The 26,481-nt window shown below is 63.7% G+C and carries 19 protein-coding genes and 2 pseudogenes; 15 read left to right on the top strand and 6 right to left on the bottom strand.

The genetic code is table 11. The features are described 5' to 3' along the window. The first annotated feature begins 207 nt into the window (after positions 1-207). Positions 208-1,167 (top strand): glycosyltransferase family 2 protein, encoded by a 960-nt coding sequence (locus KI241_RS18800; RefSeq protein WP_244868233.1) that lies wholly within the window; start codon positions 208-210, stop codon positions 1,165-1,167. A 50-nt stretch (positions 1,168-1,217) separates the two neighbouring features. Beyond that, positions 1,218-2,021, top strand: a complete 804-nt coding sequence (locus KI241_RS18805; protein WP_212802861.1) for an NAD(P)-dependent oxidoreductase — start codon at positions 1,218-1,220, stop codon at positions 2,019-2,021. Between the two features lie 7 nt (positions 2,022-2,028). Here the strand turns inward: KI241_RS18805 and KI241_RS18810 are convergent, their stop codons facing one another. From KI241_RS18810 to KI241_RS27860, 4 genes and pseudogenes are all read right to left on the bottom strand, one after another. Beyond that, the gene (locus tag KI241_RS18810; RefSeq protein ID WP_244868234.1) at positions 2,029-4,173 is read right to left on the bottom strand and encodes a glycosyltransferase; all 2,145 of its coding nucleotides are present in this window, start codon (positions 4,171-4,173) and stop codon (positions 2,029-2,031) included. Beyond that, a complete protein-coding gene (locus KI241_RS18815) occupies positions 4,154-4,840 on the bottom strand; it encodes a 2OG-Fe(II) oxygenase family protein (RefSeq protein WP_042729292.1) in 687 nt (228 codons plus the stop codon). Before KI241_RS18815 ends, KI241_RS18810 begins: the two co-directional genes overlap by 20 nt. Continuing rightward, positions 4,840-6,345: a polysaccharide pyruvyl transferase family protein gene (locus tag KI241_RS27855; RefSeq protein ID WP_244868299.1), complete on the bottom strand. Its 1,506-nt coding sequence runs from the start codon at positions 6,343-6,345 to the stop codon at positions 4,840-4,842. The genes KI241_RS18815 and KI241_RS27855 overlap by 1 nt, the downstream gene beginning before the upstream one ends. Beyond that, positions 6,328-7,548 (bottom strand): annotated as a pseudogene (locus KI241_RS27860) (ABC transporter ATP-binding protein); the annotation flags it as partial. The pseudogene KI241_RS27860 and the gene KI241_RS27855, both read right to left, overlap by 18 nt. Before the next feature lie 478 nt (positions 7,549-8,026). On the opposite strand from KI241_RS27860, the gene KI241_RS18825 reads away from it, so the two are divergent. The 13 genes and pseudogenes from KI241_RS18825 to KI241_RS18885 all read left to right on the top strand — a co-directional run bounded on the left by KI241_RS18825 (position 8,027) and on the right by KI241_RS18885 (position 25,298). Next, positions 8,027-8,845: an ABC transporter permease gene (locus tag KI241_RS18825; protein ID WP_212802863.1), complete on the top strand. Its 819-nt coding sequence runs from the start codon at positions 8,027-8,029 to the stop codon at positions 8,843-8,845. Positions 8,846-8,900: 55 nt separating this feature from the next. Further along, a complete protein-coding gene (locus tag KI241_RS18830; protein ID WP_212802864.1) occupies positions 8,901-11,351 on the top strand; it encodes a glycosyltransferase in 2,451 nt (816 codons plus the stop codon). A gap of 54 nt (positions 11,352-11,405) precedes the next feature. After that, positions 11,406-13,814, top strand: a complete 2,409-nt coding sequence (locus KI241_RS18835; RefSeq protein ID WP_244868235.1) for a glycosyl transferase — start codon at positions 11,406-11,408, stop codon at positions 13,812-13,814. A 12-nt stretch (positions 13,815-13,826) separates the two neighbouring features. Further along, on the top strand, positions 13,827-14,840 hold the full coding sequence (locus KI241_RS18840; protein WP_212802866.1) for a glycosyltransferase family 2 protein: 1,014 nt from the start codon (positions 13,827-13,829) through the stop codon (positions 14,838-14,840). Next, positions 14,837-15,628: a methyltransferase domain-containing protein gene (locus KI241_RS18845; protein WP_244868236.1), complete on the top strand. Its 792-nt coding sequence runs from the start codon at positions 14,837-14,839 to the stop codon at positions 15,626-15,628. The genes KI241_RS18840 and KI241_RS18845 overlap by 4 nt, the downstream gene beginning before the upstream one ends. Beyond that, the gene (locus tag KI241_RS18850; protein ID WP_212802867.1) at positions 15,625-16,032 is read left to right on the top strand and encodes a GtrA family protein; all 408 of its coding nucleotides are present in this window, start codon (positions 15,625-15,627) and stop codon (positions 16,030-16,032) included. The genes KI241_RS18845 and KI241_RS18850 overlap by 4 nt, the downstream gene beginning before the upstream one ends. Positions 16,033-16,034: 2 nt before the next feature. Beyond that, a complete protein-coding gene (locus KI241_RS18855) occupies positions 16,035-17,318 on the top strand; it encodes a sugar nucleotide-binding protein (protein ID WP_212802868.1) in 1,284 nt (427 codons plus the stop codon). After that, positions 17,308-18,882, top strand: a complete 1,575-nt coding sequence (locus tag KI241_RS18860) for a GMC oxidoreductase (RefSeq protein ID WP_244868237.1) — start codon at positions 17,308-17,310, stop codon at positions 18,880-18,882. The genes KI241_RS18855 and KI241_RS18860 overlap by 11 nt, the downstream gene beginning before the upstream one ends. A 13-nt stretch (positions 18,883-18,895) precedes the next feature. Next, complete coding sequence (wecB, locus tag KI241_RS18865; RefSeq protein WP_212802869.1) at positions 18,896-20,005, top strand: UDP-N-acetylglucosamine 2-epimerase (non-hydrolyzing); 1,110 nt, start codon at positions 18,896-18,898, stop codon at positions 20,003-20,005. After that, entirely contained in the window at positions 19,996-21,102 is a 1,107-nt protein-coding gene (locus tag KI241_RS18870; protein WP_212802870.1) for a glycosyl transferase, read from the top strand. Before wecB ends, KI241_RS18870 begins: the two co-directional genes overlap by 10 nt. A gap of 241 nt (positions 21,103-21,343) precedes the next feature. Beyond that, positions 21,344-23,034 (top strand): annotated as a pseudogene (locus tag KI241_RS18875) (molecular chaperone HscC). Between the two features lie 3 nt (positions 23,035-23,037). Further along, positions 23,038-24,417 carry a J domain-containing protein gene (locus KI241_RS18880; RefSeq protein ID WP_042731614.1) on the top strand — a complete coding sequence of 460 codons (1,380 nt, stop codon included), beginning with the start codon at positions 23,038-23,040 and terminating at the stop codon, positions 24,415-24,417. A gap of 134 nt (positions 24,418-24,551) precedes the next feature. Continuing rightward, on the top strand, positions 24,552-25,298 hold the full coding sequence (locus KI241_RS18885; protein WP_212802871.1) for a transporter substrate-binding domain-containing protein: 747 nt from the start codon (positions 24,552-24,554) through the stop codon (positions 25,296-25,298). A 3-nt stretch (positions 25,299-25,301) separates the two neighbouring features. On the opposite strand, the gene KI241_RS18890 is transcribed toward KI241_RS18885, so the two are convergent. Together KI241_RS18890 and KI241_RS18895 are read right to left on the bottom strand one after the other, a co-directional pair. Then, positions 25,302-25,628: an AzlD domain-containing protein gene (locus KI241_RS18890; RefSeq protein ID WP_212802872.1), complete on the bottom strand. Its 327-nt coding sequence runs from the start codon at positions 25,626-25,628 to the stop codon at positions 25,302-25,304. Further along, complete coding sequence (locus tag KI241_RS18895) at positions 25,625-26,362, bottom strand: AzlC family ABC transporter permease (protein ID WP_123578312.1); 738 nt, start codon at positions 26,360-26,362, stop codon at positions 25,625-25,627. Before KI241_RS18895 ends, KI241_RS18890 begins: the two co-directional genes overlap by 4 nt. Between the last annotated feature and the right edge of the window lie 119 nt (positions 26,363-26,481).

The raw sequence follows: 26,481 nt of genomic DNA on the forward strand, positions 1-26,481 counted from the left end.
GAAACATTCTGCCCAATGAACCCAGGGAGCAAACCTGCCGTCCCATCAGCCGTCCGTGCAACGTCTTATTTCGCAACAGAAAAAGACAGGTGTTGATACGATGGCACCTTTCGCAGATCCCGGAGATCCAACCCCTATTGGCCCCTGTTCCTGCGCGCTACCTGGACGTAGCTTCCCTATCAGTGCCGCAGCCCGGCAAACGGAGTGATGAAGTTGGAAGCAGTGCAACTGGCCGCCACGGATGAGCGGCACAAGACACCTCGACGCGATGAGTGTGATGTGGTCATCGTCAATTACAACGCGGGAAAACTGTTGGTTGAGTGTGTCGGTTCCGTATTAGCCGCGGGTGCAGCCCGGGTCATCGTGGTGGACAACGACTCCCGCGACGACAGCCTGGCCAGGCTGCAAAGCGCCCACGGCAGCGGCCGCTCGCTCCAGATCGTGAAGAACACCGCCAACCTCGGCTTCGCCGTCGCGTGCAACCAGGGTGCACGCCTGACGACGGCACCCAATGTGTTTTTCCTGAACCCGGACACGGTGCTGGCCGTCGACGCCATAGACCGCCTGCTGCTGGCGCTGCACAGCTCACCGGGGATCGGGATGGTTGGCGGCTTTCTGTGTAATCCGGACGGCAGTGAACAACCCGGTGGCCGTCGGGTATTCCCCACCCCACGACGGGCGTTCATGCGGGCCTTCGGGCTCTCACGTATGGCCACAATCTTTCCCTCGGCCTGTTCCGACTTCCTGCTCCATAAAGAGCCGCTACCGGCCGCCCCCGTCGTCGTCGAAGCCATCTCCGGCGCGTGCATGCTGGTCAGGCGCGAGGCCATCGAGAGCGTCGGGCCATGGGATGAGCAGTACTTCCTGCATTGCGAGGACCTGGACTGGTGCATGCGTTTTCGCCAGGCCGGCTGGAACGTCCTGTTCGTACCGGATGCCCGGGTCATGCATGTGTTCGGCGGCTGCAGCCGGCATCGTCCGTATTTCGTCGAGTGGCACAAGCACCAGGGCATCCTGCGGTTCTATGGCAAGTTTTTTCGCCAGAAGTACTCGGCGTTTCTGTGGGTCAGCGTGGTCGTTGGCGTCTGGTTCCGATTCGGCCTGATGGTCTGCCGTCACGCTGTCGGCCGACTGGTTAAGGCTTTGAAGCGACTGGCAGGCGCCTGAAGTTGCGCGTCGGCCTGTTGGGAGCTTCCAGCGTATGGGGTGAGCGTGCCATGGCGCTGCTGGGCCACGCGGGTCATGCCGTGACCCCCTTTACCCGAGCGCTGCCCAACACACCGCTGCCTGGCGCCGGCTGGCGACACACCGATGACTGGCAAGGGCTGGTGCTGGATGCATGCCTGTCCTTTGCGCCCCTCTGGGTTCTACCGGATTATCTGCAGCGCCTGGCCGACACCCAGCTCAAGCGCATCGTTGTCTTGTCCTCCACGAGCCGCTTCGCCAAGGCGATGTCACCGGATCCCAGGGAAAGGGACATAGCGCAACGTCTGGTCGATGCCGAAACGCACCTTGAACGATGGGCAACGGCACGAGGGATCGAGTGGGTCGTTCTACGACCGACGCTGGTCTATGGGCTGGGCCGTGACAAGAGCGTTGCGCAAGTGGCGCGGTTCATCCAGCGCTTCGGCTGCTTCCCGCTCGTCGGTGGCAGTGTCGGGTTGCGCCAGCCGGTGCACGGCGACGACGTGGTCCAGGCGTGCCTGGCCGCGATGAGTATCGACGACCTGCCCAGTGGCGGCTACAACCTCTCGGGAGGCGAAACGCTGCCCTACCACGCCATGGTCAGCCGGATCTTCCAGGCCCTGGAGCGCCCGGAACGCACCCTGCCCCTGCCCGCCCCGGCGTTGGGCATGGCGGTTTCGCTGATGCGCTGCCTGCCGCGTTACCGGCACCTTTCAAGCGCGCTGGTGCAGCGCATGAACCAGGACCTGGTGTTTGACCACTCGCTCGCCCGCGATCGACTGGGCTTTTCACCCAGGCCGTTCCACTTGACCCACAAGGACCTGCCCGGGCGCTGACGCCATTTCAGCGCTGCACGTGGGCCTGCCAGCGTCCCCATTTGCTTTCGAAGTACGCCTGATTCTTATCCCAGAGGGCCTGGTACTCGCCACTGGCGATCAGTTTTCGAAACGAAGCCTGCCCGTAATGATGGATGAACGCATCTTCGGCGCAGACGGTGCGGTAGCCCTTTTCCTGGACACGGCGACTGTAGTCATCGTCCTCGAACATGCCGATGCCGAAAGCTTCGTCCAGCCACCCCACGGCCTCGAGGACGTCCCTGCGCAAGGCGACGCAAAACATGGCAAGCATCGCGATGTCGAAACACTGCCCCGCATGGGCGGCCGTGTACTCATCGGCGAAACGCTGCATCCGCGCCATGTCGGTATAGCTCACCGGGACCTTCGCTTCGTTGCCCACGGCATTCGTGACAGGGCCGACCAGGCCGACAGCGGGATCGCGTAAATGACCGACCAGCGGGTCCAGCCATCCCTTGGGAACCACGGTGTCATTGTTGAGCAGCACGAGAATGTCGCCGTCGGCTTGCCTCAAACCCTGATTGTTGGCCGCCGCAAAGCCGCGGTTCTCGTCGTTGAGGATGATCTTCACCCACGGCACGTGCTGGTGCAGGCGCTCCAGGTAGTCACGGGTGCCATCGTCAGAACCGTTATCGACCACCACCAGTTCGTAGTGGGGCCAGGTGGTGTTGCGCAAGAGGCTGTTGATGCATTGAACCGTCAGCGCGAGGTTGTGGTAGGTGACCACCACGATGGAGACTTTTTCGTGCAGCGCCACCATCGCCTGTTGCGTGGCGGCGAATCGATCCTTCCAATCATTGGCCCGGGCCAGCTCGAGGCGTTTCTTGTAGGTGGCCAGATCGCGCTCGGCCAGCGCCCGCTCGAGCTGGGCGACGAACTCATCGACACCGGTGGCGAAATACAAAACGCCCTCATAGAGGCTCATTTCCTTGAGCGGCGTGGAAACCACCGGTTTGCCGGCACTGATGTACTCGTAGAACTTCACCGGATCTACCGCATGCGTCACGTTATAGAGCCGGAAAGGGATCAGGCAGGCATCGAAATGATGCAGGTACAAAGGCATTTGGGTGTAGGGCCTGATGCCCAGCAGATGCACGTTGGGCTTGTGCTCCAGACCTGCCATGTCGTCGACGAACACATCGCCCAGAAACACGAAATTCCACTCCGGTCGCCGGTCCGCCAAGGCCGCCAGCAGGGGAAAATCTAGCCACTGCGCCAAGGCGCCATAGTAGCCAATGACAGGGCCGACGAGCCCTTCCAGCACGTCATTGGCGAAACAATGCTGATGGAAAAAGTTGAAATCCACGGCGTTCCTGACCAAGACGCATTGGGCGGTACTGGCGCACCATTTTTCGTGCAGCAAGGCGGAAGACACCGTCACCAGGTCGGCCTCGGCCACCAGGGTCTGCTCTTCTCTGAGCAGCGGCTCGCCGATGTTCGGAAAACCGTCCCAGTCGTCCATGCAGTCGTACTGGATCCGCCAGCCACGCTCGGCGCGCAATGCCAGTGCCAACGGGCTCCAGTAAGGCAGGTGGATCACCGAGAGCGCCGTCTTTATCTGCCAATCGGCCGCCAGCGCGGCCAGGGCCTGCCGATAAAGCTCGACGCCCTGGGGCGAGAGCGTGGTTTCGTAGTACTTGTCCTGGGTGTCGCGTTGCAGCGCGACCTCATAGATATTCGGCGCGACGGCGGTCAGCAGATAGGGCTGGCCCTGTTCGGGCACGCTGGACGGCACGACATAGAACACCCGGTAGCCCTGCTGCGCGAACTGGCTCATCAACTGCTGCGGCCGCTGGAATCGCGCCGCCCAGGCGATGTTGGCGAAACAGAGGATGTCCAGGCGCCCCGAGGCCTCGAAGTCCGGTTCAACCTCGGGTATCGGCCACAGTTCCTGCCCGGCCGGGCGCACGATGGCCTCCATCAGCTTGGGCGGGTCTCGCCGGGCGGCAAAGCCATAGCGCAGCAATTGGGCAAGCGTGCGCAGCGGTTGGGTAAAACGCCAGGAACTGGTCTTCTGCAGGAAGTCGACTTTCGCCAGGGCGATATCGCGTTCATGAAGGGCGGCATCCCGTTGGGCCACGACACCCTCGCGCTCGGCCAACTTGCTGTCGGGCTTATGCACGTGGGTAGCCATGCAACGCCGGCGTCTCACCTTGCGGCCACATGGAACTGACGGAGCCAGGACGGTAGAACGTTGCGGTCAGGCTACGGCGCGAGGCGTTGCAGTTGCCCACCACCTGCGACACCGCATGCCAGGAGTTGGCCGAGCGCACCAGGACCGCCGAGTTGCCCACCAGGGGCTCGATCTCGGCCACCACGGCGGTGGGGTCGTTGCTGCTCAGGATTTGCAGGCAACCGCCGTCGTCACGGTTCCAGGACTCGTTGAAATAGAGGATATGGGTCACCAGTTTGTCCGGAAGATCCGGGTGCGCCCCGAGGCTGGCACCCAGGCCATAGTGAAAGACATTGACCTCCATCGGTACGCTGCGCAGGTCGATCCCGGTCAATCGCGACATGGCTTCGCGATAAGGCGCCGAACCCAGGTCCCGGGCCAGTTTCAGCCAGACATCGCTCAGTGACTCGGCAAAGGCGATGGTCTGGGTGCCCATCTCCACCAATGCCCGCGCCTCGTAGTCATAGTTTTTCTCGCCGCCATAGCCACTCACGGTCTTGAAGTGATCATGGGGAAAGGTCTCGGCCAACGCCGCGGCGTCCTTGGCCGAATACAGATTCGCGATTTCAGCCCAGGAGAATGGATAGGACTTCAGTGCAGTCGATTCGAGGCGAAAAAGTTCTAGCATTATTTATTCTGGGTCGCTGTCAGTTTTCGGATACCACGGCCAATGGAGCGCAGTGGTGCGGTCATTCGGAACGAACTGGAACCTTCTAGTTGCAGAACCCTAGCATTACTCGACGCCAGTTGCTGGCTGAGCTGGGAAATAAGCGCCTGCTGGGCAACTTCCTGGGCCGACGGGCCGGGGACTGGAGCGACGACCCGAGGCGTGATCGGCTCCGGCGCGCACTGGGCATGCGGGGCAGCGCCGCGCTCGGCGGCTCCTTCGAGCAGATTGGGCAGGTGCTGCAAAAACGCGCCCAGCGCCGGCCTGGACGCCGTGCGGCCCTGGCGAATGATGTCGGCCACCCGGTCCCAATGCGCCACCAGGGTGTCCGCCGCTGCGCGCGCCGCCGGCGACGGGGCCGTTTTGCCAACGCGCGAGAGAAACCACTGGGGATCGATCGTCGCCACGTCGGGCAACGCATGGAGCGAGTCGAACTCAGCCAGGGCCGTGTACTTGCCCGTGGTCAGGTCCGCCGAGCAAAACACCGGGACCCCGAACGCCAACGCGCTGATCGCCAGGTGATAACTGTGCCCGATCACCGCTTGCGCCTGGCTGAGTATCTCGGCCATCAACAGCGGTTGCGGCCAGAACGGCAAGGTGACGGCCCCCGGCAGGCGTGCGGCAATGACCGACGGGTCGTCGCCCAGCACCGGGCCGATGGGGACGACCAGGAAGCGATAAGCCTCGAATGCCTGGGGATGCTCTTCGAACAACCGGACGAACGACTCGACCACATGAATGGCGTGGATCACGATGTACGGCCGGTCCAGCCCTGCCTGTTCGCGCAGTTGCACGAACGCTGGGGAAGGCTGCTGCTCATCGATCAGGCGCGGCAGGCCGAAGGCGGTGTCCGGCAGCACGTCGATCTCGGCCCGCGAGGTCAAGGCGGCCAGGGCATCGCGGGTCGGTACATCGCGCACGCGCACGTACCGACTTTGCTCCAGGGCCATGGTCAACAGCGGCCTGGCCCAGTCGGGAACATGATTGCAATGCATCCCTGGGGCATTCCACAGGACCGGGATCCCATGCTGCAACCCGACCAGCGCCGGCGTGAGCCAGTACCCCGTGGGGTGATGGATGTCCGGGGTCGTCGGGCCATAGCCCGGGGCGACGACCTTGTCAAAGCGGATCAGGAACCCGCCGCCGATCAGCACGCCGTCCAGGTCCTCGGCGACACGGGGCAGTTCGGTCAGCGAGGTCACCGCATAGGGCCACTCGGCCGGGGTCTTGGCGTGATAGGAAAACCGATGCAGGTGGACGTTGCCCAAGCGCCGTGCCAACTCGGCCTCGGCGAGGATGGGGAACAGCAGGTCACCGTAATTCTCGACATCGAAGGTGCCGAATATCGCGACCTGCCAGTCGGGCTTGCGGGTGGGCTCGGTCAACGCGTCACGCTCCTTGAGTTTGTCCTCGGCCAGGCACGCTTGCGCACCGGGGCCAACGCTGTGCAGGCCCAGGTCGACCATGCCGAGGAAATGGCGGGCGCTGGGCAACACGTCGAACGCCAGCGGCGCGACCTGTTTTTCGATCAATTGCGAGGTGTCTTCGGTCACCCCGTGCAACAGCTTCAGGGTCACATGGTAGCGCCCCGCGGCGAGATTGGCCGGGAAGCGCACGTTGATCGCCGCCCGTCGCCAGCCATTTTCGACGGGGCCCATCGGCAAGGCAAAGTTCGCCCCACCGATGACCAGCAACCGCGCCTCCTGGATGGTGAAGCTGATGTTGGGCTGGCGAATCGACTCATGCAGCACTGCCTCCACGCGAATCTCGATGTCGTTCCCATACAAGTAGCTGGAGGTAAGCTCCTGGGTATCGGTGAAGCAGGCCGTCGTGATGCGCCCTTCCTCGGTGCCGAACGCGATGCCGTCCAGGCCGCCCATGAAGGGCTTGCGGGTCACCGGTATGACCCCGCCGCTGGCCCAGCGACGCTGCTCGTCACGCATGTCGAGCAGGTACAGCTCGGCCATTTCGTCCGGCGCGCCGCTGGCGACCACCTGGCCTTCGCGCAGGTAGATGACCCGGTGGCAGAACCGCTTCACCATGCTCATGTCATGGGAGACGAACAGCAACGTGGTGCCCTTGGCGGTCAGCTCTTCCAGGCGGCTCAGGCACTTGAACTGGAAGGACGCATCACCGACGGCCAGGGCCTCGTCGACGATCAGGATATCGGGCTCCACGCCGACGGAAACGGCGAAGGCCAGGCGCACCAGCATGCCGCTGGAATAGATCTTGGTCGGCTGGTCGATAAAGTCGCCGATGTTGGCGAAGGCCAGGATGTCCTCGAAGCGCGCGTCAATTTCCGCGCGGCTCAAACCCAGCACGGCGGCGTTCATGTAGACGTTGTCGCGCCCGGTGAACTCCGGATTGAAACCGGCTCCCAGCTCCAGCAATGCCGCGATCCGGCCGTTGCCCCGGACACTGCCGTGGGTCGGCATCAGTGTCCCGCAGATCAGTTGGAGCAACGTCGACTTGCCACTGCCGTTGCGGCCGATGATGCCGACGGTCTCTCCCCTGGCGACGCTCAGGGAGACATCGTTGAGCGCCCAGAACTCGCGATAGAAGCGCTTCTTGCCACGCATCACCATCTGCAACAGGCGGTCCTTGGGTGCATCGTAGATCTGGTAGCACTTGCTCAGGTTTTCGGCGTTGATCGCCACTTCATTCGACATCGGCAAAAAGACCCATCCGTGAATCACTGCCGTTTGTACCGGCGTGCAGGAACATGCGCTGTAACAGGACGTTGCGGGCAGTTAAGCACAGACGCCACGAAAAAAAAGCCTTGCGTGCGTGGCGCCGACAATTAATTCACGTTCGCCGCGGCGGGCTCGTCTAGGTCGATCCGGCACAAGGATCTGGCGTCAATTAACCGCCCTGCCCGCGCCCATTGCGCTCACGCGCCTCCTATCCAGAAAGACGTCTGCAACCGGGAGTTTTTATTGTCGACAGGCCCCAACGGACGTAAGGTGTAGCCCTCTTGCAGGCTGTACGACAGTGGCCTTGGGGCCACGAATAACCACTAGAACCCGCCGTCTGGACAGGAACGCCGGCCCCCTGCCTTTGAGGTGATTCGATCCGTCGATTCACCTGTGCATGACGATGTTCGTCAGGGCGCCTGTGATCGATATTGTCTTAAGGACCCCGCCACTGATGCAGCCGTTCAACGCTTCGCCCATCGCCATGATCAAGAGTGCGTTCACCCATCGAAACCTGATCAGGACCTTGATTGGCAGAGAAGTCAGCGGTCGCTACAAGGGCTCGGTGCTGGGCATATTCTGGTCGTTCTTCACGCCCGCGCTCATGCTGGTGGTCTACACCTTCGTCTTTAGCGTCGTGTTCAAGGCCCGCTGGGCCGGTGGCGGCGAATCCAAGAGCGAGTTCGCCCTGATCCTGTTCGCGGGCCTGCTGGTGTTCAACCTGTTTTCCGAATGCGTGAACCGTGCGCCGGGGCTGGTGCTGGCGAACACCAACTACGTCAAGAAAATTGTCTTTCCCCTGGAGATCCTCCCCCTGGTGTCACTGGGCGCGGCGCTGTTCCATGCAGCGGTCAGCCTGCTGGCGTGGCTGATCTTCTACGTCCTGCTGTTTGGCATGCCGCCCGCGACCCTATTCCTGCTGCCCGTGGTGGTACTGCCCCTGGTGTTGCTGACACTCGGTGTTTCCTGGTTTCTCGCCGCCATCAGCGTCTACCTGCGGGACGTGGGCCAGTTCACTGGCATCGTCACCACGGCCATGCTGTTCCTCTCACCGATTTTCTACCCACGCTCAACGCTCCCGCAAAACTACCAGGCGGCCTTGCAGGCGAACCCGCTGACCCTGCCGGTGGAAGTCGTCCGCGACCTGCTGTTCTGGGGCAGGATGCCGCAATGGAGCAGCTTGGCAATTTACGCGGCGGCGTCTGTACTGATCGCATGGGCCGGATTTACCTGGTTCCAGAGGACACGCAAAGGCTTTGCCGATGTCATATGAAAATGTCGCCCGCCAACACTGAGCCAACAGCATTAACCAAGGGATTTTAAACCGCATGGAACAGCTCAACCGCCTGGCTGATTGCATCGACCAACTGAGGCGCTCGACAGAAACCCGGTCCGTGGAAGCCGTCCAACTGGTCAAGGAAATAGAGAACCGCGACCAGCTTATCGCTCAGTTGCGTCGGGAACTGAAAGAGGTCACTGCCCGTACGGCATCCCAGGAGCGCGAGACCGGGCGGCTGCACGCGCAGTTGCGCGAACAGCAACAGCAGTTGGCTGCGGCAACGACGTCGCTACAGGCAAAAATCGATGAAGCGGCCGCTCTCGCCGACCAGGCCACGGACCTGCAGGATCGCCTGGCCGGCAAGCATGCCGAACTCCTCAAGCTGTCGGACTGGAGCCACGCCATCGAGCGCGCTCCGCTGCGCTATTCGATCCGCAAATTCCTGTATGGATGGTCCCGGCGGGTCTTCGCCTTGCTGCCGCTCGATGCCCAACGCAAAAGCCGGCTGGCGAGCCAACTTCGACGCTGGCTCAAGCGACGCCAACCCGTGCCCGGCCAGTCAGCGGCATCACCGGAGCAGGCGTCCCAGCCGCTGCCAGCCCTGTTGGTGAACCTCCCTCCGCCGCCTCTCACTACGCAACCCTGCGTGGTGATGTTCGGCGTCATCGATTGGCACTTCCGCATCCAGCGTCCGCAGAACCTGGCCAAGGAACTGGCCAAGGCCGGCCAGACGACCTTCTACATCTCGAACAATTTTATCGACGATCAGGCGCCCGGCTTCGAGGTCGAGGCGCTGGATGCCTCCAGGCGGTTGTTCCAGATTCGCCTCAAAGTCTGCGGCGCGCCGGCCATTTATCACGCCCCGCCTTCGGCCGCCGCAATCGGCCAGTTGTGCCAGAGCATCGCCATGCTGCTGCGCTGGGCGAAAGTCGGCGCGGTGGACTGCATTGTCCAGCATGCCTACTGGTTTCCGTTGGCCAGGCGTATCCCCAACTCCACGCTGATCTATGACTGCATGGACCACCACGAAGGCTTTGGCAACGTGGCGCAGGAACTGCTCGACCTGGAAATCGCCCTGATGCGCCGGGCAGACCTGCTGGTCGCCACCTCCGATTGGATCGAACAACACGCCCGGCGCGAAAACGCCAACGTCGCGGTGATCCGCAATGCCAGTGAATACTCTTTCTTCAGCCAGCGTCCCGAGCAGATTTACCAGGACGCCAAAGGCCGCAAGATCATTGGTTATTACGGCGCTATCGCCGAATGGTTCGACCTGGACCTGATTCAGCACGTCGCCCAGACTTTTTCACAGCACCTGATACTGCTGATCGGCAATGACACGACCCAGGCGAAAAAAGCCCTCAAGGCCTGTCCGAACGTGGTCTTCGAAGGCGAGGTCCCCTACGCCTCGCTGCCTTACTACCTGCATGCGATGGACGTGTGCCTGCTGCCGTTCAAGGTCATTCCGCTGACCCTCGCCACCAATCCGGTCAAGGTCTATGAATACCTGAGCGCGGGCAAACCGGTGGTCTCGGTGAAACTGCCGGAACTGAGCAAGTTCGGCGATCGGGTGCGGGCGGCCGAAAACCCGACGGACTTCGTCGCGGCCATACGCGAGGTTCTGCAGGCCCTGCCAGAGGCGCAATCCACGCTGCAGGCGCGTCGCTCGTTCGCCCAGCAGCAGACCTGGCGACATCGCGCCGCGAGCCTGCGCCAGGCCATCGACACCTTGCCTCAACCCAAGGTCAGCGTCGTGGTGCTGACCTATAACAACCTCGCGCTCACCCAGGCCTGCCTCGACAGCCTGGTGACCCACAGTCACTACCCGAACCTGGAGATCATCGTCGTCGACAACCACTCCAGCGACGAAACCCCTGCCTTCCTCACCGACTGGGCGAAGGGACACCCAGACCGGATCGTCATCCTCAACCCCGACAACAAGGGGTTCGCGGCGGGCAACAACGTGGGCCTCGCCGCAGCCAGCGGCGACTACCTGGTGATCCTCAACAACGACACCGTGGTCACGGCCGGCTGGGTCAAGGGCCTGCTCCGGCACCTGCGGGACAACCAGAACATCGGGATCATCGGCCCGATCACCAACAACATCGGCAATGAAGCCAAGGTCAGCACCCGCTACAACCTGATCGAGGACATGCACGTCGAGTCGGCAGAGCTGACCTATGGGCGCATGGGCGAGAGCTTCGAGATCAACACCCTGGCTTTTTTCTGCGTGATGTTCCCGCGCACCACCTACGCACGGATCGGCGGCCTTTGCGAAGAGTATGGCCTGGGCTTTTTCGAAGATGATGACTACTGTCGCCGCGTCCAGCAGCTTGGCCTGCGCGCCTTCTGTGCCGAGGACGTGTTCGTCCACCATCATTTGTCCGCCTCGTTCAACCAGTTGGGCGCGCAGAAGAAACGCGTGCTTTTCGAGAAGAACAAAGCCCTCTACGAAAGCAAATGGGGGCCCTGGGTCCCGCATGTGTACCGGGACGTATAGGCCGCCCATGGTCCTTCCCAAGCCACTGACGTGTTGAACCGCAGAGACGATACCTTGCACACAGACAGCTTGAAGTACGCGACGGTGGTGTTGGTGCTGTTGGCCAGCACGGTGGTCAGCCTGTACGGTTTCTCGACGCTGCCATGGCCGTCGATGAACAGCGCCACCCGGACAATCCTGTTGGCCTCACTGGCGATTGGCGCGCTCACCGCCCTCACCCGCAAACCGCCGTTTGTGCTCGGCCTGGGCCTGATCGCGGGCTTGTCCATCGCCGGTGGCCAGGCCTGGCCGATGATCGTGGTCGCCGTGCTGGCGCTGTCCGCCCACACCCTCGGCAAATGGATACTGGGCCAGCGAACCCCCACCGACTGGACGGTCCCGTTGCTGGTCGGGATGGGCACGTTCGGTACGCTGACGGGCCTGGCCGCCTACTTCCCGATCAATTACCCCGGGCTGTATGCCGCGCTGCTGTCGCTGCCCCTCGTGTTCGGACATGCCGACGCCGCGGCGAGTGTTCGCCGAATCCTGGCGCAGGTCCGCACCGAACGCGCGCCGCAGGCACCGCTGGCGACCCTGCTGGATAGCCTGTTGGTCGCCATCGCCTGCCTGCACGCAGCGGTCGCCTTCATGCCGGAGGTCGGCTACGACGCCCTGGCGATGCACCTGTTCGTCCCGTCTCAACTGGCCCAGCGGCACCAATGGGGTTTCGACGCCAGCACCTACGTGTGGGCGGTCATGCCCATGCTGGCCGACTGGGTCTACAGCATCGTCTACATGCTGGCCGGCGAAACCGCTTCGCGCCTGACCAACTGCGCGTTCACGCTGCTGGTGGCGTGGCAGGTCCGAAACCTGACGATCTGGGCCGGCGGTACGGCCATCAGTGCCCGATGGGCGAGCCTGTTCTTCCTGTCCACGCCCCTGGCCTTCGCCGAAAGCAGCAGCCTGTTTATCGAGTCAGCGTGGACCGCGTTCGTCCTGGCCGGGTCATTGGCCATCCTGAACACCTCACGGTTCACCTCGCAAGTTGCGCAGCGTCATTCACAGTTGATCCTGGCCGGGCTGCTGCTGGGGTTTGCCCTGGCGACCAAAGCGGTGACCCTGAGCATTCTGCCGGTCCTGCTGGTGCTCCTGCTGGTGCAGTACCGGGCCTGGATCCGCCCCGGCGTCATCCGGGCGCTGCTGTTGGGCAGCCTCGGCCTGCTGGTGGCGGGGCTCACACCGTACCTCTCGGCGTGGTTCCTGACCGGCAATCCCGTGTTCCCGTTTTTCAACGCGATTTTTCAATCGCCACTCTGGCCAAGCGTCAACTTCGAGGCGCCGGCCATTTTCGACAAGGGGGTCACGTGGGACACCCTCTATCGCATGGTCTTCAAGGCCCCCCGGTTCATCGAGGGGAAGGACGGTGCCGCCGGCTTCCAATGGCTGCTGGTGCCCACCGCGGCCGTCGCCCTGCTGCTGGGGGCCAACCGCAAGGCCTGGTGCATCCTCCTGCTCGGCGCCGGTGCGATTGTCCTGTCGTTCCACTCGACAGCCTACCTGCGCTACATATTCCCTTCCTTTGCCCTGTTTGCCGTAGTCCTCGCCCTGCCCTTTTCCGACCACAGGCACTTCCCGAGGACACTGGGGATGATCGTGGGCGCCGTGCTGGTGCTGGCCAATGTGCTGTTCATCCAGGCGGCCACCTACTATGGCCAGATCAAGCCGGCCGCACTGTTCAGTGCGGCCGGGCGGGATGCCTACCTGGCGCAGAACCTGCCGATCCGCAAAATGGTCGACGTCGTCAACGCGCTGAACGTGGCCAATCGGCCCGTGGCAGTCTTTGCGCCACCTTCGATGGCGGGCCTGAAAAGCGATGCGTTATACGCCTCCTGGTACAACGTGAAATGGACCCGTGAAGTCGACCAGGCAACCACGCCGCCGGCCCTGCTGCAGCGGTTGCGACAGCGCCAGGTGGACTGGTTGATCATCGACCATGCCAGCACACCCACCGCGCAACGCGAGCGTCTGCTGGCCGTGTCCGAGCCGTATGCAAAAATGGGCGGGCTGGAGCTGCGCAAAGTCCATCAGGTCCCTCTCGAACGGTTGCTCAACCCCGACCTGTCCGACCTCGAAGGCTGGCACCTGACCGAGCCCTCGTCCTATGACGCATCGCGCAAAACCCTTACGGTCACGGTCAACACGCCGGCCACCCAACGTGTCGAGGTGGCGCCAGGGCAGAGCTTCACCAGCGCAGTGTCGGCACGCTGTGCGACGCAGCCCACGTCCGGAAGAATCCAGACCAACTGGATGGATGCCCAAGGCCGGTTCATTTCCGCCAGCATCGAAACGTTCGATTGCACGCCGCAATGGGCGACCCATGAAATGACCGTGGTGGCACCTGAGGAAGCCGTCGTCGCGATCGTCTATGCCTCCGGGCATACCGATACGCCCGTGGCGTTCAAGTCCCTTTCATTCAGACAATAGCCAGCGATATCGATGAACTCAAAAACAGAGCTTTTCACGGAAGAACCTCGAGTCGCGGTCGTCATCCCCTGCTACCGGGTGACGGCGCACATCATCGATGTCATCGAGGCCATCGGCCCGCAGGTGTGGCGCATCTACGTGATCGACGATGCCTGCCCGGACGGCTCCGGCCAGCATGTGCTGCAGGCCTGCACCGACCCCAGGGTCAGGGTCCTGCCCCATGCCGTCAACAAAGGTGTCGGAGGGGCCGTGATGACCGGGTACCGGGAAGCCATCGCGGACAACGCAAGCATCATCGTCAAGATCGATGGCGATGGTCAGATGGACCCGGCCCTGATCCCGCTGTTCATCGAGCCGATCCTGGCCGGCGAGGCCGACTACACCAAGGGCAATCGCTTTTTCAACCTGGAGCAAGTCCAGTCGATGCCACGGGTCCGGCTGTTCGGCAACGCCGTGTTGTCACTGATGGCCAAGCTGTCGACGGGTTACTGGGACCTGTTCGACCCCACCAACGGGTACACCGCGATCCATCGTGACGTCGCCCGGCTCCTACCCCTGGACAAGGTCAGCGAACGCTACTTCTTCGAGACCGACATCCTGTTCCGCCTCAATACCGTGCGCGCCGTGGTGGTCGATATTCCGATGGAGGCGCGCTATGGCGACGAAACCAGTCACCTGGCGGTCTCGAAAATCATTGGCGAGTTCCTGTTCAAGCACCTGCGCAATTTCAGCAAGCGTGTGTTCTATAACTACTACCTGCGGGACATGTCCCTGGCCTCGATCGAATTGCCCATCGGGCTACTCATGCTCCTGTTCGGCACCGTGTTCGGCAGCTACCACTGGTACGAATCGGCGCAAAATGGCGTCCAGACCCCCGCCGGGACAGTGATGCTCAGTGCGCTGCCGCTGCTGCTGGGGCTGCAACTGGTCATGGCCTTCCTCGGCTACGACATCGCCTCGGTGCCCAACCGGCCAAGGCATTCGAGACGCCGCCATGCCACCTCGTTGCGGAAAAAGCAGCCGTGAAGGCGCTCAGGGATTTTCTGGCCGACCCTTCGCTCAAGACATTGGATGTCGACGGCGTCGAGCGCCTTGAGCTGCATAAGCGAATTCTCGAACGCAAGCGGATGCTCAAGGACGTGTTCGTCGAGTTCCACCATGCCTTTCATCGCCTGGCCGAGCGTCACTTCGAGGTCGAAGGCCTGCAAGTGGAAATCGGCGCCGGGATCGCGCCAATGCGCGACACCTACCCTGGCGTGTTGGCCACCGACATCGTCGCCACCGAGCACCTGGACATGGCCCTGAATGCAGAATCGATGAGCCTGGGCGATCACTCGGTCAGGGCGTTCTACGGCCAGAACTGCTTCCACCATTTTCCTCACCCTGACAGGTTTTTCAGCGAGCTTGAACGCACCCTCGTGCCCGGTGGCGGGGCCATCCTGATCGAGCCCTTTCACGGCCCGCTTGCCGCGTTCCTGTACAAGCGCCTGTTCAAGTCCGAGGGCTTCGACAGGCACTTCCCATCGTGGGAAACACCCTCTACCGGCCCCATGAACGGTGCCAACCAGGCGCTCAGCTACATCGTTTTCGTGCGGGACCGCGAAGCCTTCGAACGCAAGTACCCTGGCCTGGAAATCCTCCACCAGGAAATCTGCGGCAACTATCCTCGGTACCTGATCTCGGGCGGCTTGAATTTCCGTCAGTTGCTGCCCGACGCGCTGATCCCCTTGATGAAAGTCGTTGAAAAACTGCTTTATCCCCTGCGACGGGTGCTGGGCCTGCATCACATTGTCGTCATCAGGAGCAAGCCTTGACCTTCGTTCGGTATGGCGCCATCCAACTGCTGGCCTATGCCCTGGACATGGGCACGTTCCTGCTGCTCCTGGTTTTTTTCCGGGATGAGCCGGTGCTGGCCAATATCGCCGGCAAGGTCGTCGCCGGGCTGTTCGCGTTCTTCCTGCATCGCCACTTCACGTTCAAGTCGAACCAGGGCAACGGCAAGGCCCAGGCACTGAGCTACTTCGCGTTGCTGGCGGTCAACATTCCGCTCGCCTCGGCCCTGCTCAGCGCCGGCCTGTATGTCGTCGACCATCCCAGCACGGTGAAATTCGTTGCCGACGTGGCCTGCGTCTTCGTGACGTACTGGATCAGCAAGTGGTTCGTGTTCACCGCCAAGACGCCTGCGTCCGAGCGGCCCGACCGCGTGGAAGGCGCCTGATCATGAAGCTGCTGATTACCGGTGCAACGGGTTACATCGGCCTACCACTGGCCGACCGCGCGGCAGCGGACGGCCATGAGGTGATCTGCGCCACGCGCACGCCGTGCGCTCGCGCCCATGCCTGGCTCCCCTACGACCTGCGGGACCCCGCCCCGCAATGCCCGGCCGGTGTCCAGGCGTTTATCCACCTGGCGGCCAATACCGCGCCCGAGTCCGGCATGGGCGCGGACGCCGAGGTCCAGGCCGCCGAGGCGCTGATCCAGTGCGCCCGACAAGCCTCGGCCAGGTTCATTTTCATGTCCAGCCAGACGGCCCAGGCCAGCGCGCCAACGGTCTACGGCCAGGTCAAATGGCGGATCGAACAAGCGGTGCTGGCGGCCGGAGGCGTGGTGATTCGCCCGGGCCAGGTGTATGGCGGTCCCGAGCGTGGGCTCTTTGGCCTGTTGTGCAGGCTGGTGCGCCGCTTCCCGGTCATCCCGATGCTGGTGCCGGCGCCTTGCGTACAGCCGATTCATGTCGATGACCTGGCCGCCTCGATCCTGGCCGTGGTCGAGCGTGAGGACATTCGCGCCGAGGTGCTGAGCCTGGGTGCGGTGCAGCCGATTTCCTTTGGCCGCTTTCTCATGGCGATCGCGACACACAGGGTCCACACGATGCGCCTGCCCGTTCCCGTGCCGGTAGCACTGCTCGCCCTGCTGCGCCGGTGCCTCGGCCAATCGCTGGGCACGAAGCTGGGGCTGGAGCGGATCTTTTCGCTGATCCACCTGCCCACCCTGGACACCGCCCACAGCCTGCAAAAACTCGGCATCGTGTTGCGGCCCCTGGCGGACGGCCTGCACCGCTCCGGCCGGGGACAACGTCGGCAGTGCCTCGAAGAAGGCAAAGTGCTGTTGGGCTACCTGCTCGGCAGCACACCGCCGAGCAGTTTGGTCAGCCGCTACGTCAAGGCCCTGGAACAGGCTGGCAAAACCCGACCGGCCATTCGCTCGCCCTTGTTGAAACGCTGGCCGGTCCTGGTGAGCCTGCTGGACAACCCCGGCGTCCTCGCGGCGACCGGTGGCCAGGACCTTTCCTGGCGCCTGCAGGCCGCGCTCGCCCTGGCCGAAGCCAGCCCCGTCGGCGCCAGGCGGTTTCTCGGCACGCATCAGCCCCGTGGCTTCGTCCTGACGTCGATGGCACTGGTATGGATCGCGGCCAAGGCCCTCGCATGGCGGGCCGTGACCCCGCTGTGTCGTCCACTGGCGCGCCGCTTGATCCTTGACGCTGGAGCCCCGCGTGACGCCTGAATTCGATGTGATCATCGTCGGCAGTGGCCCTGCCGGCACCTCGGCCGCCTACCCCTTGGTCAAGGCAGGCCTGACCGTGCTCATGGTCGATGCCCAGGTCGACGGCGGCACCTCAGCGGCGCCGCTGGCCCCGTACCTCACGAGCCGCACCCGGGACGAAGCCCAGTGGAAATGGTTGATTGGCGAAGACTTCCACGGCCTGAACCAACAGGAAGCGGTCTCCCCCAAGCTGAAGACGCCCACCCACGCGCATGTGTTTCGCGGGTTCAACGAAGGCAACCGCATCGACACCCGACACTTCATCGGGGTCGGCTCATTGGCCACCGGCGGGCTGTCGAATGCCTGGGGCTGTGGCGTGGCGCGCCTGGACACCAGCGACTTGCCCGCGCTGCCCTTCGATTACGCCGAACTGGAACGATCCTATGCAGCGGTGTCGCGGCGAATCGGGATCAGCGGCCAAGCCGACGATGATCTTTCCAGCTACTTCGGCCTCGATGAGTGGTCCCAACCGCCCTTGCCGATGGACCCTTTGCATCAACGGCTGCTTGATCGCTACACACGCCGTCAACCGAGTTTTCCCGCCCTGGGGTTTCGCCTGGGCCGTTCGCGGGTGGCGGCGTTGAGCCAACCGCTGGGGGAACGCAAGGCGTGCGATCTGTCCGGCAATTGCCTGTGGGGGTGCCAGAACCAGGCGCTGTACAGCGCATCGCAGGAACTGGCAACGCTCAAGCAGTACCCAGGCTTCCAGCACATCCAGGGTGTGCTGGTGGATGATCTTTCGCGTCAACCGGACGGCTCGTGGGTGATCAGCGACCGTCATGCCTCCCGACGCGTGGGCGCACGGCGCCTGCTGCTGGCGGCTGGCACGCTGGCCACTACCCGGCTCGTGCTCAAACAGTTGAACCACACCGCGGCGGTGCGACTGCTGTCCTCGCTCACGGCCGCCTTCCTGCTCTGGCTGCCGAGCATGCTCGGCACGCCGAGGGTTTCGACATTTGGCCTGGGTCAGCTATCGTTCGCCCTGGAGCTGGCGGCCGGCACCTGTGCCTTCGGCTCGACGTTCAGCACCACGGGCTTGCCGATGAGCGAATTCGTCAGCCGGATCCCGATGAGCAAACGCTTGGCCATCGAGCTGTCGAACAACCTGCTCAGTGCCTGCCTGGTCGGCAATATCTTCCTGCCTGGCCATCTGTCCAACAACACGGCGAGGTTACGCCCCGATGGCTCGTTGAGCGTTACCGGCGGCCTGCAACCCGAGGCGCCAGGGCTCATGAAGAACGCCGAGGCCAGGCTGCGTCGGATCTACTGGAAAATGGGTGCGCTGCTGATGCCGATGAGTTTCACCCTGGCCCAGCCGGGGGCGGACATCCATTACGCGGGCACCCTGCCCATGCGGGCACGGCCCGACGTCGGAGAGACCGACAGCCTGGGAGAGGTCGCCGGGCTGCCCGGCGTGCACGTTGTCGACGGTGCTTGCCTGCCTGGTCTCTCCGAGAAATCCCACACCCTGACCCTCATGGCCAACGCGGACCGGATCGGACGCGCCCTTGCAACACAACGATAGGACATCAACAGGCATGACCCGCAAGGTACTTTGCATCGTCGGCACCCGCCCGGAAGCCATCAAGATGGCCCCGGTGATCAAGGCACTCCAGGCACAGGACGGCATCGACTGCCGGGTGCTGGCCACCGCCCAACACCGAGGCATGCTCGACCAGGTGCTGGCGTTTTTCGCAATCACCCCGGACCTGGACCTGGACCTCATGCAGCCCGACCAGTCGCTGGCGACGTTGACCGCACGATTGCTGCTGGCACTCGACGATGTGCTGAAGGCCGAAAAACCGGATGTCGTCCTGGCCCAGGGCGACACGACCACCGTGATGAGCGCGGCCCTGGCATGCTTCTACTTGCAGATTCCCTTCGGCCATGTCGAGGCTGGCCTGCGTACCGGGGATATCCACAACCCATTCCCTGAAGAAGCCAATAGGGTGATCGCCGGCAAGCTGACCCGCTGGCATTTCGCGCCGACCCAGGGCGCGGTGGACAATCTGCTGCGTGAAGGCGTCGCCCCCGCCGATGTCATCCTGACAGGCAACACCGTGATCGATGCTTTGTTGATGACCGCGGCACACCCCGTGCCCCTGGATATCGAACTGGACGCCAGCAAGCGCCTGGTGCTGGTCACGGCCCATCGGCGGGAAAACTTCGGCGCCCCTTTCCTGCATATCTGCCAGGCGCTCCGCTGCCTGGCCGAACGCAACCCAGACATTCAGATCCTGTACCCCGTACACCCCAACCCCAACGTCAAGGCAGTGGCCCACCAGGTGCTCGGCCAGGTCCCCAACATCCTGCTGTGCGCGCCCCTGGACTACGCCCCGTTCATCGCGGCCATGAAACGCGCCTACCTGATCATCAGCGACTCCGGTGGCGTCCAGGAAGAAGCACCGGCGCTGGGCAAGCCGGTCCTGGTGCTGCGTGAGGAAACCGAGCGCCCGGAAGCGGTGGACCTGGGGGTGGTCAAGCTGGTGGGCGCCAACCCACGGGCGATCCTCGAACAGGCCCAACGCTTGCTCGATGACCCTCAGGCGTACCGGAGCATGGCCCGGGGGATTTCCCCCTACGGCGATGGCCAGGCCGCCGGGCGGATCGTCGATGTGCTGAGGCAGCACCTGTCGCCATGCGCCTGATCTATCTGTCGCCGGTGCCATGGGCCAGCTTCAGCCAGCGCCCGCATCATTTCGTCCACTGGTATCACGAGCAGACCGGAGAACCGGTGCTGTGGATCGACCCGTATCCGACCCGCCTGCCCTCGCTGAACGACTTCAGGCGCAAGCCTCCATCAGCCGGCCCACAACACATCGCCGTACCGCCCTGGTTGCGCCTTTGCCAGCCCCCGGCGCTGCCCATCGAACCTATCCCCGGCGCGGCGCTGGTCCTCAAGCCGTTATGGCGCAAGACGTTCAGGCGCGTCGCACAGTTCTGCGCCGAAGGGCCGAGCATGATCTGTGTCGCGAAGCCTTCGGAACTGGCGCTGCAGTTGCTCGCGCGCCTGCCGGACAGCCCGGCGGTGTATGACGCCATGGATGATTTCCCGGCCTTCTACCAAGGCCTGTCCCGACGGTCGATGGCACGGCGCCAGGCGCAGTTGATTCGACGGGTGCCTCACCTGCTGGTGTCCTCCACGGCCCTGCGCGACCGGCACCAGGCTGTGGCAAAGCACGTCGAACTGGCCCTCAACGCTTGCGACCTGCAGCATCTGGCACCGGTGGAGCAACTGGACCTGGGTCCCAAACAACAGGTGCTCGGTTATGTCGGCACGATGGGGCACTGGTTCGACTGGGACCTGGTCATTGCACTGGCCCGCGCCAACCCGGCCAACCCGGTTCGCCTGATCGGCCCCGTGTTCACCCCGCCGCCCGGCGCGTTGCCGGCCAACATCGAGCTGATTCCCGAGCGCGCCCATGCCGAGGCCATTGCCGCCATGGCGACGTTCTCGGTAGGGCTGATTCCCTTCAAGCTCAACCAGCTGACCGCCTCGGTGGACCCGATCAAATACTATGAGTACCGGGCCCTCGGCCTGCCCGTGATATCCACCCGATTCGGTGAGATGGCCCTGCGCGGCGAAGCGCCGGGGGTCTGGTTGGTGGATGAAGGCACCGACTTGCGTCAAACCGCCCTCCAGGCACTTGCCTGCCCCAGTGACCGCACCACCATCGGGCAGTTTCGCCAGGACAACCGCTGGGCAGACCGTTTCGCAGCGACGCAGGTCCTCGCGCCCACCTGATGGGGCTCGGTTGACCATGCCACCGCCGCCCCTCGCCACGACGAACGACTGGAGCTTGTTCTCCAACCTCTGGATAATGGCGCGCGGACCAAATCGGTGTGAAGCGGTGGGTGAATTAAAGCGCCTGGCCGGCGCTGCCGATAACCCCAGCCAGGGTGCTGCGCCCTCCGGCGTAACTGTAATGACTGACCCGCGACCAGGGCGCTGCATGGCCCGGCGCGTCATTTAAGGAAAAGTGACTGTGATCATTGGTATCGACCTGGGCACCACCAACAGCCTCGTGGCGGCGTGGGATGGCGAACATGCCCGGATCCTCCCCAACGCCTTGGGCAACTTCCTGACGCCGAGCGTCGTGGGCCTCGACGATGAGGGCCAGTTGGTCGTCGGGGACATCGCCCGCGAGCGGTTGCACACCCACCCCCACCTCACCGCGTCCCTGTTCAAGCGCTACATGGGCAGCGCCCGTGAAACGCGACTCGGCGCCCGCGTCTATCGCGCTGAAGAACTCTCGGCGATGCTGCTGCGCAGCCTCAAGGCCGATGCCGAGCGCGCCTTGGGCGAGCCGGTGCACGAAGCGGTGATCAGCGTGCCGGCGTATTTCAGCGATGCCCAGCGCAAGGCGACGCGTATCGCCGGCGAGCTGGCGGGGCTGAAGATCGAGAAGCTGATCAACGAACCCACCGCTGCCGCCTTGGCCTACGGCCTCGAACAGCGGGACGAAGCCACGTTCCTGGTGTTCGACCTGGGCGGCGGCACGTTTGACGTGTCGATCCTGGAACTGTTCGAAGGCGTGATGGAGGTTCGCGCCAGCGCCGGCGACAACTTCCTGGGCGGCGAGGATTTCGATGACTTGCTGGTGGAGCACTTCATCGCCAAGATCGGCGCCGCCGACCTGCCCGACCTCAACCAGCCGGCCATCACCCAGCGTTTGCGGCGCGAAGCGCAGCGGGTCCGCCATGCCTTGGGCCAGGCCCAGGCTGCGCGCTTCACCCTTCGCGAACAGTCCCGTGAATGGCACCTGGAACTGACCCAGGGCGATCTCACGACGGTCGTCCAACCCTTGCTGGACCGCTTGCGCGCGCCGATCGAACGGGCGCTGCGCGATGCCCGGATCAAGGTCGCGGACCTGGATGAAATCCTCCTGGTAGGCGGTACAACGCGCATGCCACTGGTGCGCAAGCTGGTCGCCACGCTGTTCGGGCGGATCCCGGCCATGCAGCTCAACCCGGACGAAGTGGTTGCCCAAGGGGCGGCCATCCAGGCGGCGCTGCAGGCACGGCATGCGTCCCTGGAGGAGGTCGTCCTGACCGACGTCTGCCCCTACACCCTGGGCATCGAGACGTCCATGCAGGTGGGCGGCGGTTTCCAGAGCGGCCATTACCTGCCGATCATCGAGCGCAACACCGTGGTGCCGGTAAGCCGTTCCCGCAACGTGTCCACCCTCAGCGATAACCAGAAAGTGGTGCGGCTGGGCATCTACCAGGGCGAAAGCCGCCTGGTGAGCAACAACATTTTCCTGGGTGAGCTGGAGATCCCCGTACCGCCGCGCAAGGCCGGTGAAGTGACCCTGGATGTGCGCTTCACCTACGACAACAACGGCTTGCTCGAAGCCCAGGTCCACCTGCCGATCAATGGCGAAACCCGGCGACTGGTGATCGAGAACAACCCGGGGTGCTGGCCCCCGAAGAAATCGCCCAGCGGCTGGCCGCCCTCGAAGCGCTGAAAGTGCACCCACGCGACCAGCAGATCAACACCCTGCTGCTCGCCCGGCTCGACCGGCTGTACCAGGAAAGCCTCGGGGAGGGCCGCGAGTACATCGCCAGCCTGGCGAACCATTTCCAGCAAATGCTCGACACCCAGGATGAACACCAGATACGCGAAGCCCGCAGCGACATTACCCAGCGCCTTGTGCACTTCGAGCGGGAGATTTGAGCCATGAGCCACTGGCAGCTGCTTAGCCTGACCCCGGACGCGGACGAGCGCAGCATCAAGCGCGCTTATGCGCGGCTGCTCAAGGTCCACCGCCCGGACGAAAACCCCGACGCATTCCAGCGCCTGCGTGAAGCCTATGAAACGTCGCTGGCCGAGGCCCGCTGGCGCGCGCAGGCCGATGAAGAAACCCTTGAGACACCGTTGGCCGAGCCCCTGCCGCCCGCCCCCGAGGAAGTGGAGATACCCGTGCGGGACATGCACGTGGAGCGGATCGAAATCCCCACGGTTGTCAGCCCTCCGGAGCCATCATTGGGGCAGATGGCGCAATGGTTGGTCGAAGGCAAGGAGCGCCAGCTCATGGAGGCCCTGCGTCACTGGCTGAGCAGTGAGTGGCTGGTGCCGTTCGAGCACCGCCAGCAGTTCGAGCAATGCGTGCTGGACTGGTTCGAGTCCGCCCCGAGTTGGTCGCCGGCCTTCTTCGAGGGCGTGTGCCAGGCCATGGGCTGGAACGAAGACCAGGGCAACCTGCCCTGCGCCTACTGGCGTTGGGATCGACTGATCCGGCACTGCGAAGTACAAGCCTTCGAGGAAACCCTGCGCAGTGACCTCGACCGTTTCGACGCCGATAAACTCCATGGACAGGCCGCCGCCCTGCTGCTCAAACCCATGAGCGACGCCCGCCGTCGTGCAATGGCCGACCACTTTACCGGCCTCGACTGGCAACGCTTCACCCAGCTCGCTGAAACCATCGAGTACCAGTACCCCGAGGTTCCCGAACGCCTGGAACTGCAACCCTTGGACAACTGGCGGGACTGGCTGCCGGCCACCAGCTATCGAGGGGTCAGCCTGTTTCTCTGGTTCGCGTTGTCCGCGTTACTCGTGGCAACGTTGTTCACCGTGCCGGTCAACCGGGATGAACCGCTGGCGGTGCTGCTGATGCCGTTCCTGATGCCGATATTGCTGTGGCTGGGCGTCAAGCTCTACCACGTCTGGACCTACGTGGCCGTGGCCGCCGCACAGTTCGATGTGTGGCTGAGCCAAAGGCTGGTCCCCCGCCGCTGGTACCGGCAAGGCGCCGGCCTGCTGGTGTTGCGTCACGTTGTCCCTGCTGCGGTGCCCGCGGCCCTGGCCTGCGCCTGGTCCGACGGTGCGCCGTGGCTACGCTGGGTCAGCCCGGCGGTGGTGTTCTTCGGCACGTTGTATTTCACCCAATTGGCCCTGAGCGGCGGTCGGGTCTCGATCTGGGATCGGGCAACGCGAGCCATCAAGTTGAAAATCGGACGGTTGCCCTGGCACCTGCTCAAGCGCGAAGGCGTCCTGGCCGTGCTGGCAGTGGCGGCGACGGCGGCGTGGGTGTATTCGAAGTTGAAGGCGGTGGCTTAGGCTATTTCGTACATAGCCTAGGACGGACTACCCCACTCAGTGCCAACCGGCATTGAACGGTTTTTTGCGTCTATGCTTATCTTGGCCCCCTTCTCAAAACCGCCCTCAACGGCGAAAGGCCCCCAGGTGAATACGTGAAACATTCGGCACCGACTGCAGTGCTGCTTTGTCTGTTGCTCGGCACGCAGGCCCGGGCCGAGCAGTACCAGGTCGTGACCGAAGAGTGGGCACCCTACAACTATCGGGAAAACGACCAGCTTACCGGCATGACCACGGAAATTGTCCGGGCCATCATGGCGCGCACCGGAGACGCTTTCGAGGTGTCGATGGTGCCCAGCATGCGCGCCACCCAGGCGCTGAACACCCGGGACAAGACCATCATGTACTCGCTGTTCCGCACCCCGGAACGCGAGGCGTTGTACAAGTGGGTCGGGCCGATCGTGGAAGAGTCCATCCACCCCTACCAGTTGAGCAGCACGCCGCCGGTGAACAGCCTCGAACAACTGCGGCACGTCCCGCAGATCACCACGCGGCACGCCGGCTCGGTGCCCGCCAGGCTGCAATCGATGGGCTTCGGCAACCTCGACAAAAGTGCGACGTCGAGCCTGCAGCTCTACCGCATGCTGCTCGCCGGACGCACGACCATCATCGTCGGCGACACCGATGCCGGGGTGGCCTACTACAGCCGCCAGTTGGCCATCGCTCCCGGCCTGCTGCGACAGATCCCCGTCGAGATCTACCGCTCATCGCTGTACATCGCCTTCAGCCCCGACTCCGAGGACAAGGTCGTCGCTGCCTGGGCCGCCGCCTTGGAACAGTTGCGCCAATCTGGTGAGCTGGCGCGTATCAAGCAGCGCTACACACAGCCGGTCGGGCAGTGATATTCACGCGACCAGGAACTTGAACCCCCACAACGCCGCCATCCCCACCGCCAGGGTCAACAGCGTATTGCGCCAGCGCCAGGCCACCCACGCAGCAACCATCGCCGCCGGTACCTGGGGATTGTTAAGCACCCATTCAGCCTGCCCGGTCGGGTACACCACGGCAGGCAGCACCAGGGCCGCCAAGACGCTGGCCGGTACGTACATCAATGCCCGGCGCATCAGCGGCGGGATGCGCCAGCGGCCATAGAGCTCGACAAAAGACAAGCGCATGGCGAAGGTGCCCAGGCCGGCCGCCAGGCACAACCCCCACAGGGCCAGGTCGCTCATTGGGCTTCTCCTTCGGCGCCCTCGACACTCGCGCTGTTTGACGAGGCCTGAAGACGCTCCACCACCAGCCCGGCCAGCACGCCCCCGAGGGAGGCGGTGACCAGGCCAAGGTTATAGGGCAGCTTGATCGCCAGCACGGCAAGCGTCCCGCCCACCGCCGCCGCGCACCAACTGGCGCGGCTTTGCAGGCCGGGAATCAGCAACGCCAGGAACGAGAGCGGTATGGCAAAGCTCAATGACCAGTCCTGGGGAATGCTCGCGCCCAGGTACACCCCGGCCAGGACCGAAACTTGCCAGACCAGCCACATGGTCACCGCGGTACCGGCATAGAAATAATGAGCAAAGGGCCCCAGCTCCCCGGACGACAGCTTCAAAGTACAGAGGGCGTAGGACTGATCGGAAAGCAGGTAGGACAGCGGCCACGTCCAGCGTCGGGGCAAATGGTGCAGGTGAGGCGCCAGGGACGCGCTGTACATGATGAAACGCAGGTTGATGATCAGGGCCGTGACCACGATCGCCACGGGCAGCACGCCGTTGTGCAGCAACTGCAGCGCGACCATCTGGGCAGAGCCGGAGTAGAACAGTATCGTCATGCCCATGGCCATGCCCGGCGACAGGCCCATTTCGATCGCCATGACCCCGGTCACCAACCCGAACGGAATGACGCCCGGCGTCAACGGAAGGAGCGCCCGGGCCCCTTGCATGAAGGCGTGTGCGCCACTGCGGTACGGCATCTGGTTTCCTCGTGCGGGGTTCGTTCGGACACAGGCCACTGGCGTTGCCCTGAGCATCGTGAGGTAGAGTGTAGGCATGCGGGACCGACCGGCAGAACCAACTTTTTTTCCGAGAAAGC

It is taken from the genome of Pseudomonas sp. Cab53, from assembly GCF_018325965.1.
In the GTDB taxonomy this organism is placed as follows: Bacteria; Pseudomonadota; Gammaproteobacteria; order Pseudomonadales; family Pseudomonadaceae; genus Aquipseudomonas; species Aquipseudomonas chlororaphis_E.

What these genes read in the sequence shown, in the direction of transcription:
- KI241_RS18800 (WP_244868233.1), top strand. Translation starts at nt 208, where the DNA reads ATGAAGTTGGAAGCAGTGCAACTGGCCGCCACGGATGAGCGGCACAAG.
- KI241_RS18805 (WP_212802861.1), top strand. Translation starts at nt 1,218, where the DNA reads ATGGCGCTGCTGGGCCACGCGGGTCATGCCGTGACCCCCTTTACCCGA.
- KI241_RS18810 (WP_244868234.1), bottom strand. Translation starts at nt 4,173, where the DNA reads ATGGCTACCCACGTGCATAAGCCCGACAGCAAGTTGGCCGAGCGCGAG.
- KI241_RS18815 (WP_042729292.1), bottom strand. Translation starts at nt 4,840, where the DNA reads ATGCTAGAACTTTTTCGCCTCGAATCGACTGCACTGAAGTCCTATCCA.
- KI241_RS27855 (WP_244868299.1), bottom strand. Translation starts at nt 6,345, where the DNA reads ATGGTCGACCTGGGCCTGCACAGCGTTGGCCCCGGTGCGCAAGCGTGC.
- KI241_RS18825 (WP_212802863.1), top strand. Translation starts at nt 8,027, where the DNA reads ATGCAGCCGTTCAACGCTTCGCCCATCGCCATGATCAAGAGTGCGTTC.
- KI241_RS18830 (WP_212802864.1), top strand. Translation starts at nt 8,901, where the DNA reads ATGGAACAGCTCAACCGCCTGGCTGATTGCATCGACCAACTGAGGCGC.
- KI241_RS18840 (WP_212802866.1), top strand. Translation starts at nt 13,827, where the DNA reads ATGAACTCAAAAACAGAGCTTTTCACGGAAGAACCTCGAGTCGCGGTC.
- KI241_RS18855 (WP_212802868.1), top strand. Translation starts at nt 16,035, where the DNA reads ATGAAGCTGCTGATTACCGGTGCAACGGGTTACATCGGCCTACCACTG.
- wecB (WP_212802869.1), top strand. Translation starts at nt 18,896, where the DNA reads ATGACCCGCAAGGTACTTTGCATCGTCGGCACCCGCCCGGAAGCCATC.
- KI241_RS18870 (WP_212802870.1), top strand. Translation starts at nt 19,996, where the DNA reads ATGCGCCTGATCTATCTGTCGCCGGTGCCATGGGCCAGCTTCAGCCAG.
- KI241_RS18880 (WP_042731614.1), top strand. Translation starts at nt 23,038, where the DNA reads ATGAGCCACTGGCAGCTGCTTAGCCTGACCCCGGACGCGGACGAGCGC.
- KI241_RS18890 (WP_212802872.1), bottom strand. Translation starts at nt 25,628, where the DNA reads ATGAGCGACCTGGCCCTGTGGGGGTTGTGCCTGGCGGCCGGCCTGGGC.
- KI241_RS18895 (WP_123578312.1), bottom strand. Translation starts at nt 26,362, where the DNA reads ATGCCGTACCGCAGTGGCGCACACGCCTTCATGCAAGGGGCCCGGGCG.